Here is a 20054-nt window from a genome sequence, read left to right as displayed (position 1 = left end):
TTGAATTAATATTAATAATATATAATTTAAATGGAATTAATCTACATATTAGATAAAAGGGGTGGAAATGTTGGAATTACGGCAATTACGATACTTTGTTGAAGTGGCAGAAAGGGAACATATTTCTGAAGCAGCTGAACATCTCCATGTAGCCCAGTCAGCAGTCTCTAGACAAATTGCAAACCTAGAAGACGAGCTAGGTACACCACTTTTTGAACGGATTGGTCGAAATGTAAAGTTGACACCAATTGGCAAAATTTTTTTGGAACATGCTATTACTGCATTGAAGGCAATTGATTTTGCAGCCAAACAGGTAGAAGAATATTTAGATCCTGCAAAAGGAACGATTAAAATCGGTTTCCCAACAAGCTTAGCAAGTTATGTATTACCGACCGTTATTTCTGCTTTCAAAAAAGAATATCCTGATGTTTCATTTATGTTAAGACAAGGATCTTATCGATACTTAATCGATGCAGTTAAAAATAGAGAATTAAATCTTGCATTTTTAGGTCCTGTCCCTCCAAAAGATGAAGTAACTGACACGATGATATTATTTAGCGAAAGCATTCACGCTCTATTACCCGCCAATCATCCATTCGCTAAAAGAGAACGTTTAAATCTATCAGACTTACGAAACGAGAAATTTGTATTGTTCCCAGAAGGTTATATTTTACATAAAGTAGCAATCGATGCGTGTAAATCAGTCGGATTTGTACCAAACGTCAAATCTGAAGGAGAAGATATGGACGCACTAAAGGGGTTAGTGGCTGCGGGAATTGGTGTAACATTACTTCCTGATAGTTCCATAAACGATAACATTCCTCGTTTTACAGTAAAAGTACCCATTGATAATCCTCAAATTACTCGTACTGTAGGGGTTATTTATCCGATTAATCGTGATATGGCTCCTTCCGAACAAGTATTTTTAGATTTTGTTGCTAACTTCTTCTCTCGTTTAACCCAATTTAGATAAAAAAAGAGAAACTCTTGGTAAAATTACCAAGAGTTTCTTCTATTATATATTATTCAGATACAGGAACTACTGCACCTTTCCACTCGTTAACGATGAAATCTTGAATTTCTTTTGTACGTAGCACTTCAACTAATTTTTTAATTGCAGCGTTATCTTTGTCTTCAGCGCGTACAGCAATTACGTTAACGTATTTAGATTCAGAACCTTCAATTGCGATTGAATCTTCAAGTGGGTTAATACCAGCATCGATTGCGAAGTTAGAGTTGATAACAACTGCATCTCCTTCGCCTTCTTCATAATAAGTAACTAACATTTCAGGAGCTGAACTGTTATCAATTACTAAATTTTTTGGATTTTCTACGATATCATCGATTGTTGCAATAGTTTTTTCAACATCTGGATCTAGTTTAATTAATCCTTCAACTTCTAGTAAAGATAAAATACGACCTTGGTCAGTTACAGAGTTTGAAATAATAATTGTTGCACCATCTGGTAATTCATCTAAAGAAGCATATTCTTGAGAATAAATACCGATTGGCTCAACGTGAATTCCACCAGCATTTACAAAGTCATAACCTTTTTGTGCAATTTCATCTTCTAAGTAAGGAATGTGTTGGAAATAGTTAGCATCTAAGTCACCAGACTCTAAATGTTCGTTTGGTAACACATAATCTTGGTAAGGTACGATTTCTAACTCAATACCTTCTTCAGCTAAAAGTGGTTGAGCTTGTTCTAAAATTAAATCGTGTAAACCGTTTGAAGCACCTACAACTAATTTCGTTGGCTCAGTAGTTTCTGTGTTTTCCGTTTCAGTGTTTTCTGTTCCTTCATTAGCATTTGTATCTTCTGTTTTTGATTCTTCAGAAGCACCACAAGCTGCTAAAATAATAACCATTAAAGATAAAACTAAAAATGATAATAGTTTTTTCATTTTATTTATTCTCCTTCATACTTGTTGTTTTTTATGTGAATGGCTCATGCCATGGACACCAGTTTCTTATCTCTTGTCAATCTTAGATGTGATGAAATCTCCAATAAATTGAATGATAAATACGATGACTAATATTATAATCGTCGCCATTAACGTTACGTCATCACGACTACGTTGGAACCCGTCAATAAATGCTAAGTTACCTAAACCACCTGCACCAATCGTACCTGCCATTGCTGTATAACCAACAAGGGCAACAGCTGTAACAGTGATCCCTGAAAGTAATGCTGGCATAGATTCTGGAATTAAAACCTTCCAAATAATTGTCGATGTTTTAGCACCCATTGATTTAGCAGCTTCGATTACACCTTTATCGATTTCTCGAAGTGCAATCAGTACCATTCGTGCATAGAATGGCGCTGCTCCAATAATTAAAGCTGGTAATGCCGCGTTCGTTCCACGAATTGTTCCAAGTAAAAACTTCGTAAATGGAATAAGCAAAATAATTAGGATTATAAATGGGATTGAACGGAATACATTGACAAATGCTCCAATGATGAAGTTCGATAATTTGTTAGCCCAAAGTTGATGTGGACTTGTTAAAAACAACAAAATCCCAATGGCCAAACCTAAAACAAACGTCGCAATTGTTGATATTCCTGTCATATAGATTGTTTCGTATGTAGCATCCCACATTTTGTCCCATTTTACATTCGGAAATAATTGATTAATCAAGTTCAATCACCTCCGCTTGTATTTCAAGTGAATCTAGATGTCTCAATGCATTCTCAATATTTTGCTTGTCACCATCAATTTGAACGATAAGTGTTCCATATGGTCCATTAGCTGTTTGAGATATATTTCCGTGAACGATATTTACATCCACATTAAACTCTTTAATAAGCTGAGCGATAATTGGTTGCTCTGATTTATTACCAACAAAAGAAAGTTTGACGATTGTTCCAGTCGGATATGCTTTTAATATTTGCTCGATGGAATCTTTTGATTCTTTAGATCCTGATACTTGCATCACAAATTTCTTTGTAATAGGTGCTTGTGGATTTTGGAACACTCGAAGTACTTCACCTTGTTCCACAACACTTCCTGCTTCCATTACTGCAACACGATGACAAATCTTTCTAATCACGTGCATTTCATGAGTAATAAGAACAATCGTTAAGCCAAGTCGCTTATTAATATCAAGTAATAAATCTAAAATTTGATCTGTAGTTTCTGGATCAAGGGCACTTGTTGCTTCATCGCAAAGTAATACTTCTGGATTGTTTGCGAGTGCTCGTGCAATACCTACACGTTGTTTTTGTCCCCCAGATAGTTGGGAAGGATAAGATTTTTCTCTACCAGTTAAACCAACAAGGTCGATTAATTCTTTAACCTTTTTTGCGCGTTCTTCCTTCTTCACACCTGCAATTTCTAGTGGAAACGCAATGTTTTCTTCTACGGTTCTTGACCATAAAAGATTAAAATGTTGGAAGATCATGCTGATTTTTCGGCGTGCAGCTCTAAGTTTTCCACCCGAGATTGATGAAATCTCTTGTCCATTGACAAGCACTTTACCGCTAGATGGCTTTTCCAAACCATTTAACAGTCGAATCATCGTACTTTTACCTGCGCCACTGTATCCAATAATCCCAAAGATTTCACCTTGGTGAATGGTAAGACTTACGTCATTAACAGCAGTAATTTCACCATTTTTCGTGTTATATAGTTTTGAAATATTTTGTAACTCAATCATGAGATAAACTCCTTTAATTAGATAGGCTACCTATAAGGTTACCTTTGTTAATTAATTGTAATCATTCTCTTAATCTTCCATAATTCTTATTGGCTTACTAATAATTAACAATATCGACTTCCTCATGATGTTCACTTTTTGAACATCATTTAATACTTTCTATAAAATATAAAAACCCTTCCACTTTGATAAGTAGAAGGGATAATTTACACAGTAAAATCTATTTGCCTTCTCTTATCTTTCAAAGTAAGTACTTTGAGTGATTTGGCACCTTTTCACATTTATGATGGTTGCCGGGCTTCATAGGGCACTTCCCTCCGCCTCTCTCTATAAGAGCTAGTTATTATATTTTGTTTTATTATGAATGTTACTTTATCATGGATACATTTATCCGTCAATCTATTTTTTCAACTTTTCATAGATATTTTGCACAGATTCAAAGGCATAAATTTTCTCTTCAATTTTTCCATGACGGCTAATCAGAAGACAAGGGACACTTTCGATTTTCAGGTCCATTGCTAAGTCTTCTAAAAAGTTTAAGTTTGCTTGTCCAATTGGCACATCAGATATCACTTGTTCAACGACTCCCATCATTTTAGAGGCCACTGCACAAGTACCACACATAGGTGTATATAAGTAAAACGCTGTTACTTCATTTTCTTCACATTTCTTTTCCCATAGTTGTCGATTCCATTCTTCCATCGCACTCATCCTAAACTAAATCTTTTTATATATCATAACAAAATTACGAAAGGGTGACCAAAACTCGCTATAAAGGAATTTTGAGTCACCCACACTTATTTATACTTATACCTAGAGGATTTTTTATTTTATATTAAATATCGTTTATGCACTGAGAATCTTGCTTCTCGTAACCTTTGAGCTAATACTTTGCTCGGTGCGTTAGCTACCTCCAAATACGTTTTTGGAATTAATAAATGAACCGCCTCTGAGTAAATTCTTTTTGTAAGATTTCTTAGTTTTTCGCCAGATTTATCTGCATCAAAGAATGTATATAATTTACATTCCTCATAAGGTTCTATTAATTCGAGTAACGCATCCTCGCTAATTGTCCCATTTGTGCAAACGATTTGTACATCTTCTGAAATAATAGGGGCTAATTTTAACATATCCGATCGACCTTCAACGATAATACACTTTTCAACTGTCATATTGCTCACCTCACGAATTGTAAGTACCTATGCAATGCTAGGAAATAGAGTGAAACTTCCATCTGTAGGGATCACTTTTCCTTCTGATGGTTAGTTGAGGCCCACAGGACATGGGTCATGCAGGCGTTGAGGCAAAACGTGGTGTTTTAACTTGCAACTAAATCGTCGTGTTTGCGTTCGTTAACTCCAGCTATTGAATCTTGAGGTGGGGTTATACGAACGGGTACACCAGGATAAAATAGATGATCAGATTTAGAAACGGTAATATATTATATTAGTATTTTAAAAAAACGCCAGTTCATTAACCCTGGCGTTTTACTTATTATTCTTCGATTAGTTCTTCGTATTGTTCTGGAGTTAGTAATTCGTCCACTTCAGAAGCATTGTTTAATTCTACAACAACCATCCATGCTTGATCGTATGAAGATTCATTTACTAATTCAGGGCTATCTTCAAGTTCTGAGTTTACTTCCACAACTTTACCTGAAACCGGCGCATAAAGTTCTGATACAGTTTTAACAGATTCTACACTACCAAAAGGTTCGTTTAATTGAATTTCATCGCCAACTTGTGGTAATTCAACGAATACGATGTCGCCTAATTCTGATTGTGCAAAATGTGTAATTCCGATACGTGCTTTTCCATCTTCTACTTTAACCCATTCATGTTCTTTTGAGTAACGTAAGTCTTTTGGTGTGCTCATAATACCCCTCCAACGATATGTAGTATTTTCAACTTAAGTGTGCCATATTTCCAACATAAAAACAAGGTACAGAAACTAATTTCATCAATAGATTATTCGAGAAAGGCGAACATTATTTCAGATTGTAATGAAGACAGTCAACCATCAGGAATAGCGCAAGACTTGTGAATACGCAGAAATTATAGAAGAAGAGTTTAAAGTCGCCCCTACGAAAAAACATCCCCCTTATAATAACACGAATGATACCACAACATTTTTCCCTAATGTTCGTGTTTCTGTTTAAAAACACTGAATTGTGAAACTAATTTATTTAATCAGTTAATTCCATACATCTTCAAATTCTGTTTCTTTAAAGCCAAGTGTCACTTTATTACCATCTGTTACAATAGGTCGCTTAATTAACATACCGTCAGAAGCTAAAAGTTCTAATTGTTCAGATTCCGACATCGCACTTAATTTGTCCTTTAACCCTAAACTTTTATACTTTTGACCTGACGTGTTAAAGAATTTTTTTAAAGGCAATCCACTATTTTTCCACAACGTCTCCAGCTTTTCTTTTGAAGGTGTTTGTTCCACAATATGAATTGCTTCGTAATTTATTCCATTTTCTTCTAGCCATTTTTGTGCTTTTTTACATGTTGTACATCTTGGATAGTGTATAAATTGAACTATCATATGTATTACCTCCTAATTTTGAAAAATAATATCTTTAGTATAACAAATGAAAAGGCACCCTTTAAAGTAATAAAAGGGTACCTTCATTTTAATTAATTATACAACATATTTTTCAGCTTCGATTAACTTTTCAGAAGCTTCACGTTTTTTAGGAATAATATTGTATGGATTAAATCTTCCTAATTTACGTAATGCGGATAACATGATTCGAGCGTTATCTCCATCAGCTGATGCTAAAATTGTTTCTTTCGCTTCTTTTTCAATTTCAGCAAAGGCTTCTTGACAGAAGATTTCTGTATAAAGGATTTTTTGTTTCGATTTTTCTAAACCATCACGTTCGATTGCTTTTGCAGTTCGAAGTACAACAGATTCCATTGCAAAGATTTGGTTTGCAATATTTGCAATATTTACAAGAATTTCTTGTTCTTGCTCTAATTTTGCACCAAATCTTTGTGCTGCAATACCTGCTGCTAAAATACCGATTTTCTTCGCATTTTTTACAAGGTATTTTTCTTGAGCTAAAGCTTCCTCTCCAATCTCTTCAGGCATCATCATTAACAATTCTTCTTGAAGATCTTGAGCTACTTTCAGAAGTGGTAATTCACCTTTTAATGCTTTCTTCATGAATGTTCCAGGAACGATTAAACGGTTAATTTCGTTTGTACCTTCGAAAATACGGTTAATACGAGAATCGCGATAGATGCGCTCTACTTCGTATTCTGACATGAAGCCATAACCACCGTGTAATTGAACCGCTTCATCAGCAATATAATCTAATGTTTCTGAACCAAATACTTTAGCAATAGAACATTCAATCGCATATTCTGCCACTGCTTTTGCAATTGCTTTTGGATCTTTTTGTCCTTCTGTGCCAAGATTATTCATTACTTCATCGTAATAACCTACTGTACGATAATTTAATGATTCAGAAGCATATAAAGTAGCTGCCATAGTAGCTAGCTTTTCTTTTGTTAAGTTAAAACTTGATAGTTTAGTTTTGAACTGTTGACGTTGGTTCGTATATTGGATTGCTAGTTCTAAAGCTCGTTTTGAACCTCCAACTGTACCAACACCAAGTTTATAACGGCCAATATTTAAAATATTGAACGCGATAACATGCCCTCTTCCAACTTCACCTAGTAGATTTTCTACTGGAACTTGAACATCTTCTAAAATTAATGTACGTGTTGATGAAGATTTGATCCCCATTTTCTTTTCTTCTGGACCTACAGAAACACCCGGATAGTCACGCTCTACGATGAACGCAGTGAAATGTTCACCATCAATTTTTGCATAGACAACAAATACATTGGCAAAACCAGCATTTGTAATCCATTGCTTTTCACCATTTAGTACATAGTGAGTTCCAGCTTCATTTAATTTTGCAACCGTTTTAGCACCTAATGCATCAGATCCTGAACCTGGTTCTGTTAATGCATAAGCAGCAATCATTTCACCACTTGCTAATTTCGGTAAATATTTATTCTTTTGGTCTTCATTACCGAATAATACAATAGGAAGAGAACCGATTCCTACGTGAGCTCCGTGTGTTAAAGAGAATCCACCTGCAAGGGACATTTTTTCACCAATTAATGCAGATGATATTTTATCTAAACCTAAACCTTCATATTCTTCTGGTACGTCTGCAGCAAGTAAACCAAGTTCCGCAGCTTTAGCCATTAATTCTAATGAATGTTCAAATTCATGATTTTCTAGTTTTTCCACTAAAGGAAATACTTCGTTTGCAACAAAATCTTCCGTAGTTTTTGCAATCATTTTATGTTCATCAGTAAAATCTTCTGGAGTAAATACGCGATTTACGTCAACATCTTCAATTAAGAAACTTCCGCCTTTAATAATGTTTGTTGTTTGTACCATAACAAATTTCCTCCCCTTAGTTTGTGTGCCAGGATGAACCTGGCACATTAGCGATTTACTTGGCTTTCACAGAACCTATATATAGAAAAGCTAGGTGGACTGCTCGGAGGCAACGGTAGTAGTGAGCAGTTCACCAGTAGCTGATCTAACTCTTTTCATCAAATTCGCCTTGGCAAATTTGTCCGCCCAGCTTTTACTGTGAGCTTAGGCAAGTTAAAGTACTTCAAATACACCAGCAGCACCCATCCCGCCGCCGATACACATTGTCACGACACCGTATTTCTTACCTTGTCGTTTTAACTCATGAATTAGTTTTAATGTAAGGACGGCTCCTGTTGCTCCAAGTGGATGCCCTAACGCAATAGCTCCACCATTCACATTTACCTTTTCCATATCGATTTCAAGAGATTTCACTACTTGAACTGATTGTGAGGCGAAGGCTTCGTTTAGCTCCCATAAATCGATATCGTCTTTTGATAGTCCAGCAATTTTCAAAGCTTTTGGTACAGCTTCAATTGGACCAATTCCCATCACTTCTGGTGGAACTCCACCTACAGCAAATCCTAAAAACTTTGCCATTGGTGTTAACCCTTGTGCTTCCGCTTCTTCACGATCCATTACTAATACCGCTGCAGCACCATCTGATGTTTGAGAAGAGTTCCCTGCAGTTACTGACCCTTTTACATGGAATGCAGGTCTTAATTTCGCTAAACCTTCCATTGAAGTTTCTGGACGAACACCCTCATCAGTGTCAAAAATAAAGGTTTTCTTTTGTAGTTTGTTGTTCGCATCTACATAATGTTGAACAACTTCAACTGGAACGATCTCGTCCTTGAATTTCCCTTCTTGGATAGCTTTTAGTGCAAGTTCGTGTGAACGTACAGCAAACGCATCTTGATCTTCTCGACTTACACCGTAACGGTTTGCAACTTCCTCAGCTGTATGCCCCATACTCATATAGTATTGTGGTGCTTCTTCGGCTAATTTAGGATTTAAACGAATTGTATTTCCTGTCATCGGAATCATACTCATCGACTCAACCCCGCCAGCAATAATTGCTGTTGAGTGGCCTAACATAATACGTTCTGCAGCATATGCAATCGATTGCAATCCAGATGAACAGAAACGATTAATTGTAATCGCTGGTGTTGTATCTGGTAATCCAGCAAGAGCTCCAATATTTCGAGCAACGTTCATTCCTTGCTCAGCTTCTGGCATTGCACAACCCATAATTAGGTCATCAATTGGACCTTCATATCCTGCTCTATTCAACGTTTCCTTAACGACAAGTGCACCAAAATCATCCGGACGCATATTTGCAAGTGAGCCTTTTTTTGCTTTACCGATTGGCGTTCGTGCACCGGCTACGATAACGGCTTCGCGCATAAGTTTGTATCCCCCTTCACCATTTCCTTGTACTGAATATATGATTCTTTATTTCGAGTTTCGTAGATTTAGTTGCGAAGTGGCTTACCCTTCACAAGCATATGTTGCATTCTCGCTTGTGACTTTGGATCTGCAACAAGCTGTAAAAATGCTTCTCTTTCAAGATTTAAAAGGTAATCTTCGGTTACTTCTGTTCCATATGGTACTAACCCACCAGCAATAACGTATGCTAGTTTTTTCGCAATTTTTAAGTCGTGGTCACTGATGTATCCAGATTGGTACATACCTTGCGCTCCAAGTAATAAAGTTGCATAACCAGGCGCACCTACCACTTTCACCTTTTTAGGAACCGAAGGAACATAACCAGCTTCATAAATAGCTAATGCTGCTTGTTTAGCATCATAAAGTAAATGATCTGGATTCACAGAAATTCCATCTGCAAAGCTTAAGAAATTATTATCTCTCGCTTCTTCACCGGAAGTAGACACTTTAGCCATAGCAATTGTTTCAAATACTTTTGTCGCGATTGCTTGGTAGTCAATTTCTACACCATTTGGTAATCCTTTAAGGAATTTCTCATACAGTGCAATGTTACCGCCTCCACCAGGGATTAGGCCAACACCAACTTCTACTAGACCCATGTACGTTTCAGCTGATGCTTGAATGTGAGTAGCTGGTAAACAAACCTCTGCACCACCACCAAGTGTCATGCCAAATGGAGCAGCAACTACTGGCTTTTTACTGTATTTAATTTTACGCATTGCTTTTTGGAATGAACGAATGACAAAGTCTAATTCGAAAATGTTATCATCTTGTGCTTCCATTAGGATCATTCCAAGGTTTGCACCTACACAGAAGTTTTTACCTTGGTTTCCGATGACGAGACCTTTGTAATTCGCTTCAACTTCATCAATTGCGTAGTTAATCATTTGAACGATATCAAGACCGATAGCATTTGATTTTGAATGGAATTCAAGTAATGCAATTCCATCACCTAAATCTATTAAACTAGCACCAGAATTTGATTTAATAACCCCGTGCTTTTTCTTATAGCGTTTAAGGTCTATAACTTTTTCATTCACAGGTACTTTTTCATACTCAGAACCGTTGTAGAATGCTACATCGCCATCGATTTCTGTATAGAATGATTCAATGCCTTTTGAAAGCATCTCTTTTACAAATGAAGGTACTTCACGGCCTTCTTGTTCCATACGCTCAACTGATTGTTTCACGCCAATTGCATCCCACATTTCAAATGGTCCTTGTGACCAGCCAAAGCCCCATTTTAGTGCGTTATCGATTTCTACGATATTATCAGCAATGACTCCATTTAGTTCTGCTGAGTAAATTAAAGTTGGCGCAAAGATATTCCACAATAATTCACCTGTACGGTCCTTTGCATAGACAAGTGTTTTCACTTTATTTGATAAGCCTTTAGTTTGCTTTGCCATTTCAATCGATGGTGTTTTCAATTTTTTTACTGGAACATACTCTAGAGTATCAATATCAATTTCATAGATTTCTTTATCACGTTTAACAAAGAATCCTTGCCCTGACTTTGCACCAAGCCAGCCGTTTTCAACCATCTTCTTCATTACTTCAGGGACATCAAATACTTTTTGTTCTTCTCCTGTCGTTTGATCATAAACAGTTTTTGCAACGTGTAAAAATGTATCTAAACCAACAACATCTAGCGTTCTGAATGTCGCAGATTTCGGACGGCCAATTAAAGGACCAGTAACTGAATCTACTTCCCCAACTGTAAACCCTCGTTCAATCATTTCACGTAAAGTTACTAATAAACCATACGTCCCAATTCGGTTTGCAACAAAGTTCGGTGTGTCTTTCCCGATAACCACACCTTTTCCAAGCGTATCTTCCGCAAATATTTTTACAAATTGAACAACTGCTGGATCTGTATGTTCTGTCGGGATAATTTCTAATAGTTTTAAATATCTTGGTGGATTAAAGAAATGTGTACCTAAAAAATGTTTTTTGAAATCTTCGGAACGTCCTTCTGCCATCGCATTGACACTAATACCTGATGTGTTGGAACTGATGATTGTTCCCTCTTTACGAACTGCATCAACACGTTCAAATAAGCTCTTTTTCACTTCAAGGTTTTCCACGACAACTTCAATGATCCAATCAACATCTTTTAACTTATCTAGGTCATCTTCTAAGTTCCCGATTGTTAATAAGTCGAGACTTTTCTTTGATGTTAAAGGAGCTGGTTTTTGTTTTTGTAATTTTTGAAGCGCAGATAGCGTAAAGCGATTTCGGAATGCAGGGCTATCTGTTGTTAATTCTTTTGCTTCCTCTTCTTTCGATAATTCTTTTGGAACAATGTCTAATAATAATGTAGGAATTCCAATATTCGCTAAATGAGCTGCAATACCAGAACCCATTACCCCTGAGCCAAGTACGGCCGCTTTTTGAATTTTGTAAGTCACGAGTACATCCCCTTTCGTCACCCTTTGAATGAATACTCATTCATTTTTTGTGTAAAAAATAAAAGCTGTTGTTTAGAAAGAGATTGCTCTGGCCTCTTTCTTCAGCGGATTTATTGATTACTTTATGTACGTCCGCTTAAAAACACATCTTTTCTCTTCTTAGTGTAGAATATTTTGTCAGTTTTATCAATCATTTTCTTGCAATTTTCTAAAAATTTAAAAGAATAATAGAAATTAGTTTATTTCATAGCTCTACTAAGTCTGGTTTAGGTCTAGGCAAATTTCTTTTCGGAATTACCGAATCCATGTACACTACAAATAAGGAGCGTGAAGAAAATGAAAGAAATTACTTCTGTTGAACAATTTAATGAACTTATTAATTCAGATCAACCAGTAATCGTTAAATTTTATGCTGGTTGGTGCCCAGATTGCACACGTATGAACATGTTTATTGACCCAATTATTGAGGAATACAGTCAATATAACTGGCACGAAATCAATCGCGATGAATTCCCAGAACTAGCTGAAAAATATCAAGTTATGGGGATCCCAAGTTTATTAATCTACAAAAATGGAGAAAAATTAGCTCACTTACACAGTGCTAACGCAAAATCTCCAGAAGATGTTATTGGATTTTTACAAGCACAATAATTGGATTTTGGAGCTACCTTCCTGTTTCCCTCGTGGAATTGGGAAGGTAGCTTTTTTCTATTGTTAAATTAGAGGATGCAAGTAGTTATGTTGATAGTTTACAATTATACTAATTATAGGAAAGGGGTTAATTACAAATGCCATACGTAAACATTAAAATTACCAATGAAAATGTCACACCTGAAAAGAAAGCTCAGCTTATTGCAGGAGCTACTCAATTGTTAGTAGATGTTTTAGGAAAGAATCCCGCTACAACTGTTGTCGTAATCGATGAAGTAGAAACGGATAACTGGGGAATTGCTGGTGAAACAGTAACTGAGAGAAGAAAAGCTGGGAAATAGGCTTGAAAAAAAAATAAAAATAGTCGGTTGGAGAACTTTTAGTTATCCAAACCGACTTTTTAACTTAAATTTACTTAAGTAGCTTCGGATTTTGGTGATAATGGACAGTTTGGCCAAATTTTTAGGTCGTATTGTCCATTATTATCCTTATAATGGACATTTCGCCTGCTTCTCCCTTCCCTTTTGTCCATTAAACCCTCTATAATGAACAATTTGAATATAATTTCCACTCGTTTTGTCTATTAAAGCCCTCATAATGGACATTTCACGTGCCTTTTCCATCCGTTTTGTCCATTAAACCCTTTATAATGAACAATTTGAACATAATTTCCACTCGTTTTGTCTATTAAAGCCCTCATAATGGACATTTCACGTGCCTTTTCCATCCGTTTTGTCCATTAAAGAGACCCTTGTAATTGGTATTATCATCATTTTTTATTATTTAGCATTAACTGCAATTCTTCCAACATTTTAATTTCATAAGTCGGCTGAACACCAGTGTTGTTAATTTTTCTATGCGGATTGAACCAACAACTATCAATTCCCGCATTTGCTCCACCTTGAATATCAGAGGTTAATGAGTCCCCTATGATCAAAGTTTTGTCCAAATCAACATTGCCCAGATGATTGAAAACATACTCAAAAAACTCAATCCTCGGTTTTTGATAACCTACTTCTTCCGAAACAAAGACGTGACGAAAATATTGTGCGAGTCCTGAATCTTTTAGTCGCTTCTCCTGAGTTGTAATGACTCCATTTGTTACGATGTATAAGTCATATTTTTGATGAAGTGCTTGAATTAATTCCATCGCTCCATCAATTAATTGATGTCCTTCATCTAAATAGCTGCGATACTTTGTTTCATATTCGACTCCGTCTACTTTTTTACCGTAGTGATCAAAAAAGATGGCAAACCTAGTATTAACTAGTTCATCGCGTCCAATTTTCCCTTCTTCATGCGCTATCCATAGTCCAGTGTTGAACATTTTATAAGTTTCTTTCATGTTCTCATCTAATGGAATGTTTAACTCCATAAATAATTTTTCTAGAGCTTGATTTTCCGCCTTACCAAAATCAAGCAATGTATCATCAAGATCGAATAGTAGTGTTTGATAATGTTTCAATGTGGTTCCTCCGAACTTGCTATTTGTATGTTATAATCGTGGTCTAAATCATATTGATTAGGTGATGTTAATGAGCGTACAGCTTAATGTAACGGGTTGTTCCCAATATGACAAATCGATACACCCAAATTATCAAAATTCAGCATGTGGTCCAACGACGATATATGTTATTTTAAACTATCTTAATGGCAATTTAAATTTTTCTATTAACGAATTATATAAAAAACTCGGTGGTACAAAGATCGGATTATTTCGATGGAGACTGATTAAAAACTTGCGTAAACTATTAGGTTCCAATTGGAAAGTATCACGCTGTTCATTAAATGAAGCATTGGAACAGCTAGATCAAGGAAGACCTGTAGCGATGAAGTTTGACCGATATTTTACTTTTCAATGGAAATACAAGTCCAATTTTAAATATCATTGGGTTCCCTTAATAGGCTATGAAATAAAAAATAATGAGTTGTATTTAATATTACATGATAATGGCTGGAAAAATCGAGACAGTCAAATCCGTAAAGTGCGCTATGCGGATAATTACAAGGTGTTATCGTATGTGAAAATTGAGGAAGTTGATGCTTGAGTCTATGAGACAATTTCAATATAAACTGTTGGAGGAAGTCTCATAGAAGCGGCATCTGGGACAGTTTGTTCCTTTTTGTGGTTGAGATGTCCCGTAGAAGCCCGCTACGGGACAGTTTACTCTATTTCTGTGGTTGAAGTGTCTCATAAAAGCCCTCTACGGGACAGTTTACTCCATTTCTGTGGTTGAAGTGTCTCATAAAAGCCCTCTACGGGACAGTTTAATCTATTTCTGTGGTTGAAGTGTCTCATAAAAGCCCTCTACGGGACAGTTTACTCCATTTCTGTGGTTGAAGTGTCTCATAAAAGCCCTCTACGGGACAGTTTACTCCATTTCTGTGGTTGAAGTGTCTCATAAAAACCCTTTTCGGGACAGTTTATTCCATTCTGTAGTTGAATGTCTCATAAAAGCGGTCTATGTTCCCTTTTCTGCTTCTTTTTCAAATCAACAGTTATATTGAAGCCACCTTTGTTACCTTTACTACTTCATTTTCGAGTGATTGGTCATATAGAAGTCGCCTATGTTACCTTTTTTTACTTTATTTCCAGATAAACAGTCACATAGAAGCCTCATACGTTACCTTTCCCACTTCATTTTCAAATAAATGGTAACATAGAGACGATCTATGTTACCTTCGCTACTTCACCAATAAGTAATTGGACACATAGAACGGCATACCTAAATAACAAAAAGGGTGTTTTGATAGCCCAAATCTATCAAAACACCCTATATTTTTATGCAAACGAATATAATGATTTTGCGTGTTTTACGATTAATCTAAAGCCTCTTTGTTCCAGTTCTTCAAAACGCTCTGTTGAATAATCTTCTAACTCCAAATCTTCTAAACTAGCGTCAATTTGCATGCCTGTTTCAATTGTTGCTAATTGATAAGAAAGTTTTAACATGTCAACATTATCGGCAATCTTTGTTCTTTGAGCTGGTTTTAATTGGTCTAAATTATTTAATACCTCGTCTATTGAACCGAAGTTTTGGATTAGTTGTAATGCCGTTTTAGGTCCAATCCCTTTAACGCCAGGATAGCCGTCACTAGAATCGCCCATGAAAGCTTTCACAAACGCAAATTGCTGCGGTTCGATTTGGTATTCCTCTTTAAAGCGCTCTTCCGTGTATACATCGTATTCTGTATATCCTTTTTTTGTAAACGCGATCGTTGTCGCTGGATTTAACAGTTGCAGTAAATCCTTATCTCCACTAATAATTGTTATATCTGCGTCATCTTTCCACTTTTCTACCATGGAACCGATTGTATCATCTGCTTCCATACCCTCTACACCGAAGTTTTTCCAACCAATTAGTTCAGAAACTTCTTTCGCCATATCAAATTGAGGAAGCATTTCTTCTGGTGGTGCTGGACGATTTGCTTTATATCCATCGAACAATTCATTACGGAATGTTTGTGCACCCATATCCCAACAAACGGCAAGATGTGTTGGCTTCATAAGACTTTGAGCAGTTAAGACATGTCTTGCAAATCCTTGTACTCCATTCGTTGGTGTTCCATCTTCTAAACGTATATAATGCCCCATTGCACTTGAAGCAAAAAATGATCGGAATAATAATGCCATACCATCTACAACTAACAAATGTGGTTTCTTTGTCATAATAAAACCCTTTCTAACATGTAGTCCTATTATTATAACAAATTATGAAACTTAAAGTTAGGTGTGTACTTTTGGAAATAGATTTGTCCAAGGGCAAAAGCAAATCCATCTATATTTTCTCTTCTCTCCATTGACTTATTTTGGCAATCATTTTCAAAATAGGTGACTTCGCAATATATCCAGAAAATACCGTTACTTCACTGCCGCCAAAATAATCGGTCAATCGTTTTGGTTGTTCGTAATCTATTCCACCGAAGTCATAGATTAAGTACCCTAACTTCCTGAACATATTTATATTTTCCCAACATAGGATTAGGTTTGATTGGGTTGATTCCTCCATATTCGTATTAGAGGCGTATAAAAGTAGAGCATTTTGTCCATCTACTACATAGATTCGATAGCATAGAGTTTCATTATCTTCATTTTCAATTTTAGTTAAACATAGTGCTTTTTGATCGCGGAGAGATAATAACGATTGAAATTTTGAGCGGTTCAACTTCTCTTCATTTGTATGTTCATTAAAAAATCGTTGAAAATCTCTTAATTGCTCATTGGAGGGACTTGGTAATGAAACGATTTTAAACTTTTCTTTACTATATTCAAATAGAATATCATTCGTTTGGTTAGGGAGATTATTAATGAGAGTTAATTCTTCTTGCTGCAAGTTAACATGAATGGTCTGTTTACTCTTTAATCGACGACTAGGTTTTAATCGATGAGTATACCAAGATAGTTTTGCTTTATATCTACTTTTACCTTTCTTATTTTCAAAATAAATATCATTCGTTGGTATTGTTAGAAAGTTTCTATGAATTTGCAACATATAATCTCCTCCTTATAATGTCGATACTTGTTCTTATTTCCCTGGAAATAATAGTATTATTACAATGAAAACAATTGTATTATCTTTCCACATCAATAAATCTAATTAATAAACATAAAATCTTCTATAAAAATATATTCTTAAAAATTATTTTTAGAACTTAGCTGATAGATTTTCTTCTTCTTCATATTTAAAAACCATAGTTTTTGGAAAAACTTGAGAGGTTTAATCATTCTTTAGAAAATTTCAATAAAAACAATAGTATAATGGTTTCATAAAGCGAAACTTCCATCAGGTGGGCATCCCTGTATTCATCTGATGGCTAGTTGGGGCCCACAGGATGTGGGTCATGCAGACGTTGCCACAGGACGTGGCGTTTTTAGTCTGCAACCAATCGGATTGTTAGTGTCCGTTTTCTACCACCTATCTTTATGATCTATTGAATCTTAAGGGGGGAGTTTTACGTACATTAACTGAATAGATAAAAATAATTATTTGGAGGGATTCTGGGATGGGATTATTAAAAGCTGGGGTTGGTGCACTATCTGGTGTACTGGCAGACCAATGGAGAGATTATTTCTATTGCGAAGCTATACCTGCTGACATTTTAATCACAAAAGGGAAAAAACGTACTGGTAAACGAAGTTCCAATCGAAAAGGAAGTACTAACATAATCTCAGACGGATCAATCATTGCTGTGAACGAAGGCCAATGTATGATTATCGTTGAGCAAGGGAAAATTGTTGAGTTTTGTTCAGAACCTGGTGAGTTCGTTTACGATACTTCAACAGAGCCAAGTATTTTCTATGGCGATTTAAGTGAATCCATTAAAAGAAGCTTTGAGGAATTTGGAAAACGATTTGCATTCGGTGGCGAGCCAGGAAAAGATCAACGTGTGTATTTCTTTAATAAGAAAGAAATCCCTGGAAACAAATATGGCACACCTACACCGATTCCTTTTAGAGTAATCGATCGTAACATCGGACTAGACATTGATATTTCCATTCGTTGTCATGGTGAGTATTCATATAAAATTATCGATCCAATTCTTTTCTATACAAATGTTTCTGGAAATGTGGAGGATGAATTCAAACGATCTTCAATTGAAGGACAGCTTCGTTCCGAACTATTAACTGCTCTTCAACCAGCTTTTGCTAAAATTTCTGCAAGTGGTATTCGTTATAGTGAATTACCAGGACATACATTAGAACTGGCAAAACTGTTAAATGAAGTTCTTTCAGATAAATGGGGACAAATTCGAGGAATTGAAATTGTATCCTTTGGTATTAACTCTGTCAAAGCATCAGAAGAAGATGAAAACATGATTAAACAGCTACAAAGAAGTGCTGTTTTCCGTAATCCGACAATGGCTGGAGCAACATTAGTTGATGCTCAAAGTGATGCAATGCGTAAAGCAGCGGAAAATAAAGGCGGCGCATTTGTTGGCTTCGCTGGTATGAACATGGCCCAGCAAGCAGGTGGCTTAAATGCGGGTAATCTTTTCGCAATGGGGCAAGAACAACAAACTCAGCAGCAAGCTTCACAACAACCAACTTCAACTCCCCCTTCAGCAAACACATGGAAATGTTCATGCGGACAGGAAAACATAGGAAATTTCTGTTCTGAATGTGGGTCAAAAAAGCCAGTTGATGATTCATGGACTTGTCAATGTGGAACGGTCAACAAAGGTAAGTTTTGTATGGAATGTGGTACACCTAAACCATCGAATAAAAAAATCGTATGTGATAAATGCGGCTGGGAGCCACAAGATTCTTCACTATCACCTAAATTCTGTCCTGAATGTGGCGATGTCATAAATGAAAATGATCATAAGTAAGGAGGCACGCACTCATGTCCAATGAACGGCAAGAAGAGTATTTAAAAGAAGTTGATGAACATGATGCAAAATGCCCTACCTGTGGTGCCTCCATTCAGTTCAATCCCGAATCAGGAAAACTACACTGTTCCTTTTGTGGATACGAAGAAGAAATTGATCAGCCTGATTCAATAGAAGATCAATTTGCACAAGAGTTAGATTTTCACCAAGCTGAAGCACAAAAAAGTTTTGAATGGGGAAAAGAAAAGAAGGTCGTCATATGTGATGCCTGTGCGGCTGAAATGATATATGATGCCCTTGAAGTTGCCAATGTTTGTCCCTATTGTGGCTCCAACCATGTAATGGAAGCTGCTGCTGAAAACTCATTGGAACCTAATGGCATCATTCCATTTGCCGTTACAAAAGAACAGGCAAATAGTAACTTCCGAAAATGGATTAAAAGAAAATGGTTCGCTCCTAACGAAGCAAAACGATCGGCAAAAGCGGATGCTTTTTCTGGTGTTTATTTACCTTATTGGACATTCGATTCAAAAACACGAACAAAGTACTCAGCTCGATACGGGAAAAATCGAACAGTTTCTGATAAAGATGGAAAAACTCGGACAGTAACAGATTGGTACCATACGAGCGGAACCTATGAAAGATTTATAGACGACCATCTTGTTCGTGCTTCCAAACGTTACAATGATCGTATTCTTAAACAAGTAGAGCCTTTTGGGACTCATCAATCCCTTACCTTTAACAAAGACTTCCTACATGGATATATTGCAGAGCGGTATAGTGTTGGATTAGAAGAAGGATGGGAACAGGCAAAACAAGAAATCCATTCACGACTAAGAAGTGAAATTGATAGCCATATTAGACAACGGCATTTTGCAGATAAAGTCGCTAATCTTCAAATTTCAACGGTCCATTCAAAGGTAAAATATAAATATTTAATGCTTCCGTTATGGTTGTCTTCATTTAAATATAAAGAAAAAATATATCAGTTTATGGTCAATGGACAAACTGGAAAAGTTGGTGGGCAATCACCGATTTCACCTATTAAAGTCGCATTTGCTGTCTTACTTGGGTTAATTGCAGTTGGAATCTTCTTATATCTTAATAATGAAGGTTATATTTAATCAAATCCATAAGAAAAGGCACTTC

19 protein-coding genes and 1 riboswitch are annotated in these 20054 nt (G+C 36.1%); of the genes, 6 read left to right on the top strand and 13 right to left on the bottom strand.

Features of this window, described 5'->3' with window-relative positions; translation table 11 throughout:
- Nucleotides 1–70 precede the first annotated feature (70 nt).
- Nucleotides 71–973 (top strand): LysR family transcriptional regulator, encoded by a 903-nt coding sequence (locus tag CRO45_RS12585; protein ID WP_097150001.1) that lies wholly within the window; start codon nt 71–73, stop codon nt 971–973.
- Between the two features lie 49 nt (nt 974–1022).
- Here CRO45_RS12585 and CRO45_RS12580 read toward each other — a convergent pair whose 3' ends face one another.
- The 10 genes from CRO45_RS12580 to CRO45_RS12535 form a co-directional block, all read right to left on the bottom strand.
- Nucleotides 1023–1904, bottom strand: coding sequence for a MetQ/NlpA family ABC transporter substrate-binding protein (locus CRO45_RS12580; protein WP_097150000.1), 882 nt, complete (start codon nt 1902–1904; stop codon nt 1023–1025).
- 66 nt (nt 1905–1970) lie between these two features.
- Complete coding sequence (locus CRO45_RS12575) at nt 1971–2639, bottom strand: methionine ABC transporter permease (protein WP_097149999.1); 669 nt, start codon at nt 2637–2639, stop codon at nt 1971–1973.
- A complete protein-coding gene (locus CRO45_RS12570; protein ID WP_097149998.1) occupies nt 2632–3657 on the bottom strand; it encodes a methionine ABC transporter ATP-binding protein in 1026 nt (341 codons plus the stop codon). Before CRO45_RS12570 ends, CRO45_RS12575 begins: the two co-directional genes overlap by 8 nt.
- Before the next feature lie 231 nt (nt 3658–3888).
- Nucleotides 3889–3993, bottom strand: a riboswitch (SAM riboswitch).
- 63 nt (nt 3994–4056) lie between these two features.
- Nucleotides 4057–4359: a thioredoxin family protein gene (locus CRO45_RS12565; protein WP_097149997.1), complete on the bottom strand. Its 303-nt coding sequence runs from the start codon at nt 4357–4359 to the stop codon at nt 4057–4059.
- Between the two features lie 128 nt (nt 4360–4487).
- On the bottom strand, nt 4488–4829 hold the full coding sequence (locus tag CRO45_RS12560) for a toprim domain-containing protein (protein ID WP_097149996.1): 342 nt from the start codon (nt 4827–4829) through the stop codon (nt 4488–4490).
- Between the two features lie 322 nt (nt 4830–5151).
- Nucleotides 5152–5532 carry a glycine cleavage system protein GcvH gene (gene gcvH, locus CRO45_RS12555; RefSeq protein WP_097149995.1) on the bottom strand — a complete coding sequence of 127 codons (381 nt, stop codon included), beginning with the start codon at nt 5530–5532 and terminating at the stop codon, nt 5152–5154.
- A gap of 318 nt (nt 5533–5850) precedes the next feature.
- Nucleotides 5851–6207 (bottom strand): arsenate reductase family protein, encoded by a 357-nt coding sequence (locus tag CRO45_RS12550; RefSeq protein ID WP_097149994.1) that lies wholly within the window; start codon nt 6205–6207, stop codon nt 5851–5853.
- A 96-nt stretch (nt 6208–6303) separates the two neighbouring features.
- Entirely contained in the window at nt 6304–8085 is a 1782-nt protein-coding gene (locus tag CRO45_RS12545) for an acyl-CoA dehydrogenase family protein (RefSeq protein WP_097149993.1), read from the bottom strand.
- Between the two features lie 213 nt (nt 8086–8298).
- Nucleotides 8299–9471: an acetyl-CoA C-acetyltransferase gene (locus CRO45_RS12540; RefSeq protein WP_097149992.1), complete on the bottom strand. Its 1173-nt coding sequence runs from the start codon at nt 9469–9471 to the stop codon at nt 8299–8301.
- A gap of 68 nt (nt 9472–9539) precedes the next feature.
- On the bottom strand, nt 9540–11924 hold the full coding sequence (locus tag CRO45_RS12535; protein ID WP_097149991.1) for a 3-hydroxyacyl-CoA dehydrogenase/enoyl-CoA hydratase family protein: 2385 nt from the start codon (nt 11922–11924) through the stop codon (nt 9540–9542).
- Between the two features lie 336 nt (nt 11925–12260).
- Here CRO45_RS12535 and CRO45_RS12530 point away from each other — a divergent pair, with 336 nt between their 5' ends.
- Together CRO45_RS12530 and CRO45_RS12525 are read left to right on the top strand one after the other, a co-directional pair.
- Nucleotides 12261–12575 (top strand): thioredoxin family protein, encoded by a 315-nt coding sequence (locus CRO45_RS12530; RefSeq protein ID WP_097149990.1) that lies wholly within the window; start codon nt 12261–12263, stop codon nt 12573–12575.
- A gap of 137 nt (nt 12576–12712) precedes the next feature.
- On the top strand, nt 12713–12916 hold the full coding sequence (locus CRO45_RS12525) for a 2-hydroxymuconate tautomerase family protein (protein WP_097149989.1): 204 nt from the start codon (nt 12713–12715) through the stop codon (nt 12914–12916).
- A gap of 428 nt (nt 12917–13344) precedes the next feature.
- Here the strand turns inward: CRO45_RS12525 and CRO45_RS12520 are convergent, their stop codons facing one another.
- Entirely contained in the window at nt 13345–14040 is a 696-nt protein-coding gene (locus CRO45_RS12520) for a YjjG family noncanonical pyrimidine nucleotidase (protein WP_097149988.1), read from the bottom strand.
- Between the two features lie 70 nt (nt 14041–14110).
- Between CRO45_RS12520 and CRO45_RS12515 the strand changes: the two genes are divergently transcribed.
- Nucleotides 14111–14623, top strand: coding sequence for a C39 family peptidase (locus CRO45_RS12515; protein WP_097149987.1), 513 nt, complete (start codon nt 14111–14113; stop codon nt 14621–14623).
- Nucleotides 14624–15357: 734 nt separating this feature from the next.
- On the opposite strand, the gene CRO45_RS12510 is transcribed toward CRO45_RS12515, so the two are convergent.
- Together CRO45_RS12510 and CRO45_RS12505 are read right to left on the bottom strand one after the other, a co-directional pair.
- Nucleotides 15358–16245, bottom strand: coding sequence for a 5'-3' exonuclease (locus CRO45_RS12510; RefSeq protein ID WP_097149986.1), 888 nt, complete (start codon nt 16243–16245; stop codon nt 15358–15360).
- A 109-nt stretch (nt 16246–16354) separates the two neighbouring features.
- The gene (locus CRO45_RS12505) at nt 16355–17068 is read right to left on the bottom strand and encodes a hypothetical protein (protein WP_097149985.1); all 714 of its coding nucleotides are present in this window, start codon (nt 17066–17068) and stop codon (nt 16355–16357) included.
- Between the two features lie 511 nt (nt 17069–17579).
- On the opposite strand from CRO45_RS12505, the gene CRO45_RS12500 reads away from it, so the two are divergent.
- Both CRO45_RS12500 and CRO45_RS12495 read left to right on the top strand, forming a co-directional pair.
- Nucleotides 17580–18905, top strand: a complete 1326-nt coding sequence (locus CRO45_RS12500; RefSeq protein ID WP_097149984.1) for an SPFH domain-containing protein — start codon at nt 17580–17582, stop codon at nt 18903–18905.
- Between the two features lie 14 nt (nt 18906–18919).
- Nucleotides 18920–20029 (top strand): hypothetical protein, encoded by a 1110-nt coding sequence (locus CRO45_RS12495; protein WP_097149983.1) that lies wholly within the window; start codon nt 18920–18922, stop codon nt 20027–20029.
- Nucleotides 20030–20054: the final 25 nt, after the last annotated feature.

The organism is Ureibacillus acetophenoni, from assembly GCF_900220965.1.
Lineage (GTDB): Bacteria > Bacillota > Bacilli > Bacillales_A > Planococcaceae > Ureibacillus > Ureibacillus acetophenoni.
Note: the sequence above shows the minus strand (reverse complement) of the source record. Positions and strands in the feature narration are given on the sequence as shown.

Excerpts from the sequence above, each read along its gene's own strand:
- CRO45_RS12580 (WP_097150000.1), bottom strand. The coding sequence starts at position 1,904 with ATGAAAAAACTATTATCATTTTTAGTTTTATCTTTAATGGTTATTATT.
- CRO45_RS12570 (WP_097149998.1), bottom strand. The coding sequence starts at position 3,657 with ATGATTGAGTTACAAAATATTTCAAAACTATATAACACGAAAAATGGT.
- CRO45_RS12565 (WP_097149997.1), bottom strand. The coding sequence starts at position 4,359 with ATGGAAGAATGGAATCGACAACTATGGGAAAAGAAATGTGAAGAAAAT.
- CRO45_RS12560 (WP_097149996.1), bottom strand. The coding sequence starts at position 4,829 with ATGACAGTTGAAAAGTGTATTATCGTTGAAGGTCGATCGGATATGTTA.
- gcvH (WP_097149995.1), bottom strand. The coding sequence starts at position 5,532 with ATGAGCACACCAAAAGACTTACGTTACTCAAAAGAACATGAATGGGTT.
- CRO45_RS12550 (WP_097149994.1), bottom strand. The coding sequence starts at position 6,207 with ATGATAGTTCAATTTATACACTATCCAAGATGTACAACATGTAAAAAA.
- CRO45_RS12545 (WP_097149993.1), bottom strand. The coding sequence starts at position 8,085 with ATGGTACAAACAACAAACATTATTAAAGGCGGAAGTTTCTTAATTGAA.
- CRO45_RS12540 (WP_097149992.1), bottom strand. The coding sequence starts at position 9,471 with ATGCGCGAAGCCGTTATCGTAGCCGGTGCACGAACGCCAATCGGTAAA.
- CRO45_RS12530 (WP_097149990.1), top strand. The coding sequence starts at position 12,261 with ATGAAAGAAATTACTTCTGTTGAACAATTTAATGAACTTATTAATTCA.
- CRO45_RS12525 (WP_097149989.1), top strand. The coding sequence starts at position 12,713 with ATGCCATACGTAAACATTAAAATTACCAATGAAAATGTCACACCTGAA.
- CRO45_RS12515 (WP_097149987.1), top strand. The coding sequence starts at position 14,111 with ATGAGCGTACAGCTTAATGTAACGGGTTGTTCCCAATATGACAAATCG.
- CRO45_RS12510 (WP_097149986.1), bottom strand. The coding sequence starts at position 16,245 with ATGACAAAGAAACCACATTTGTTAGTTGTAGATGGTATGGCATTATTA.
- CRO45_RS12505 (WP_097149985.1), bottom strand. The coding sequence starts at position 17,068 with ATGTTGCAAATTCATAGAAACTTTCTAACAATACCAACGAATGATATT.
- CRO45_RS12500 (WP_097149984.1), top strand. The coding sequence starts at position 17,580 with ATGGGATTATTAAAAGCTGGGGTTGGTGCACTATCTGGTGTACTGGCA.
- CRO45_RS12495 (WP_097149983.1), top strand. The coding sequence starts at position 18,920 with ATGTCCAATGAACGGCAAGAAGAGTATTTAAAAGAAGTTGATGAACAT.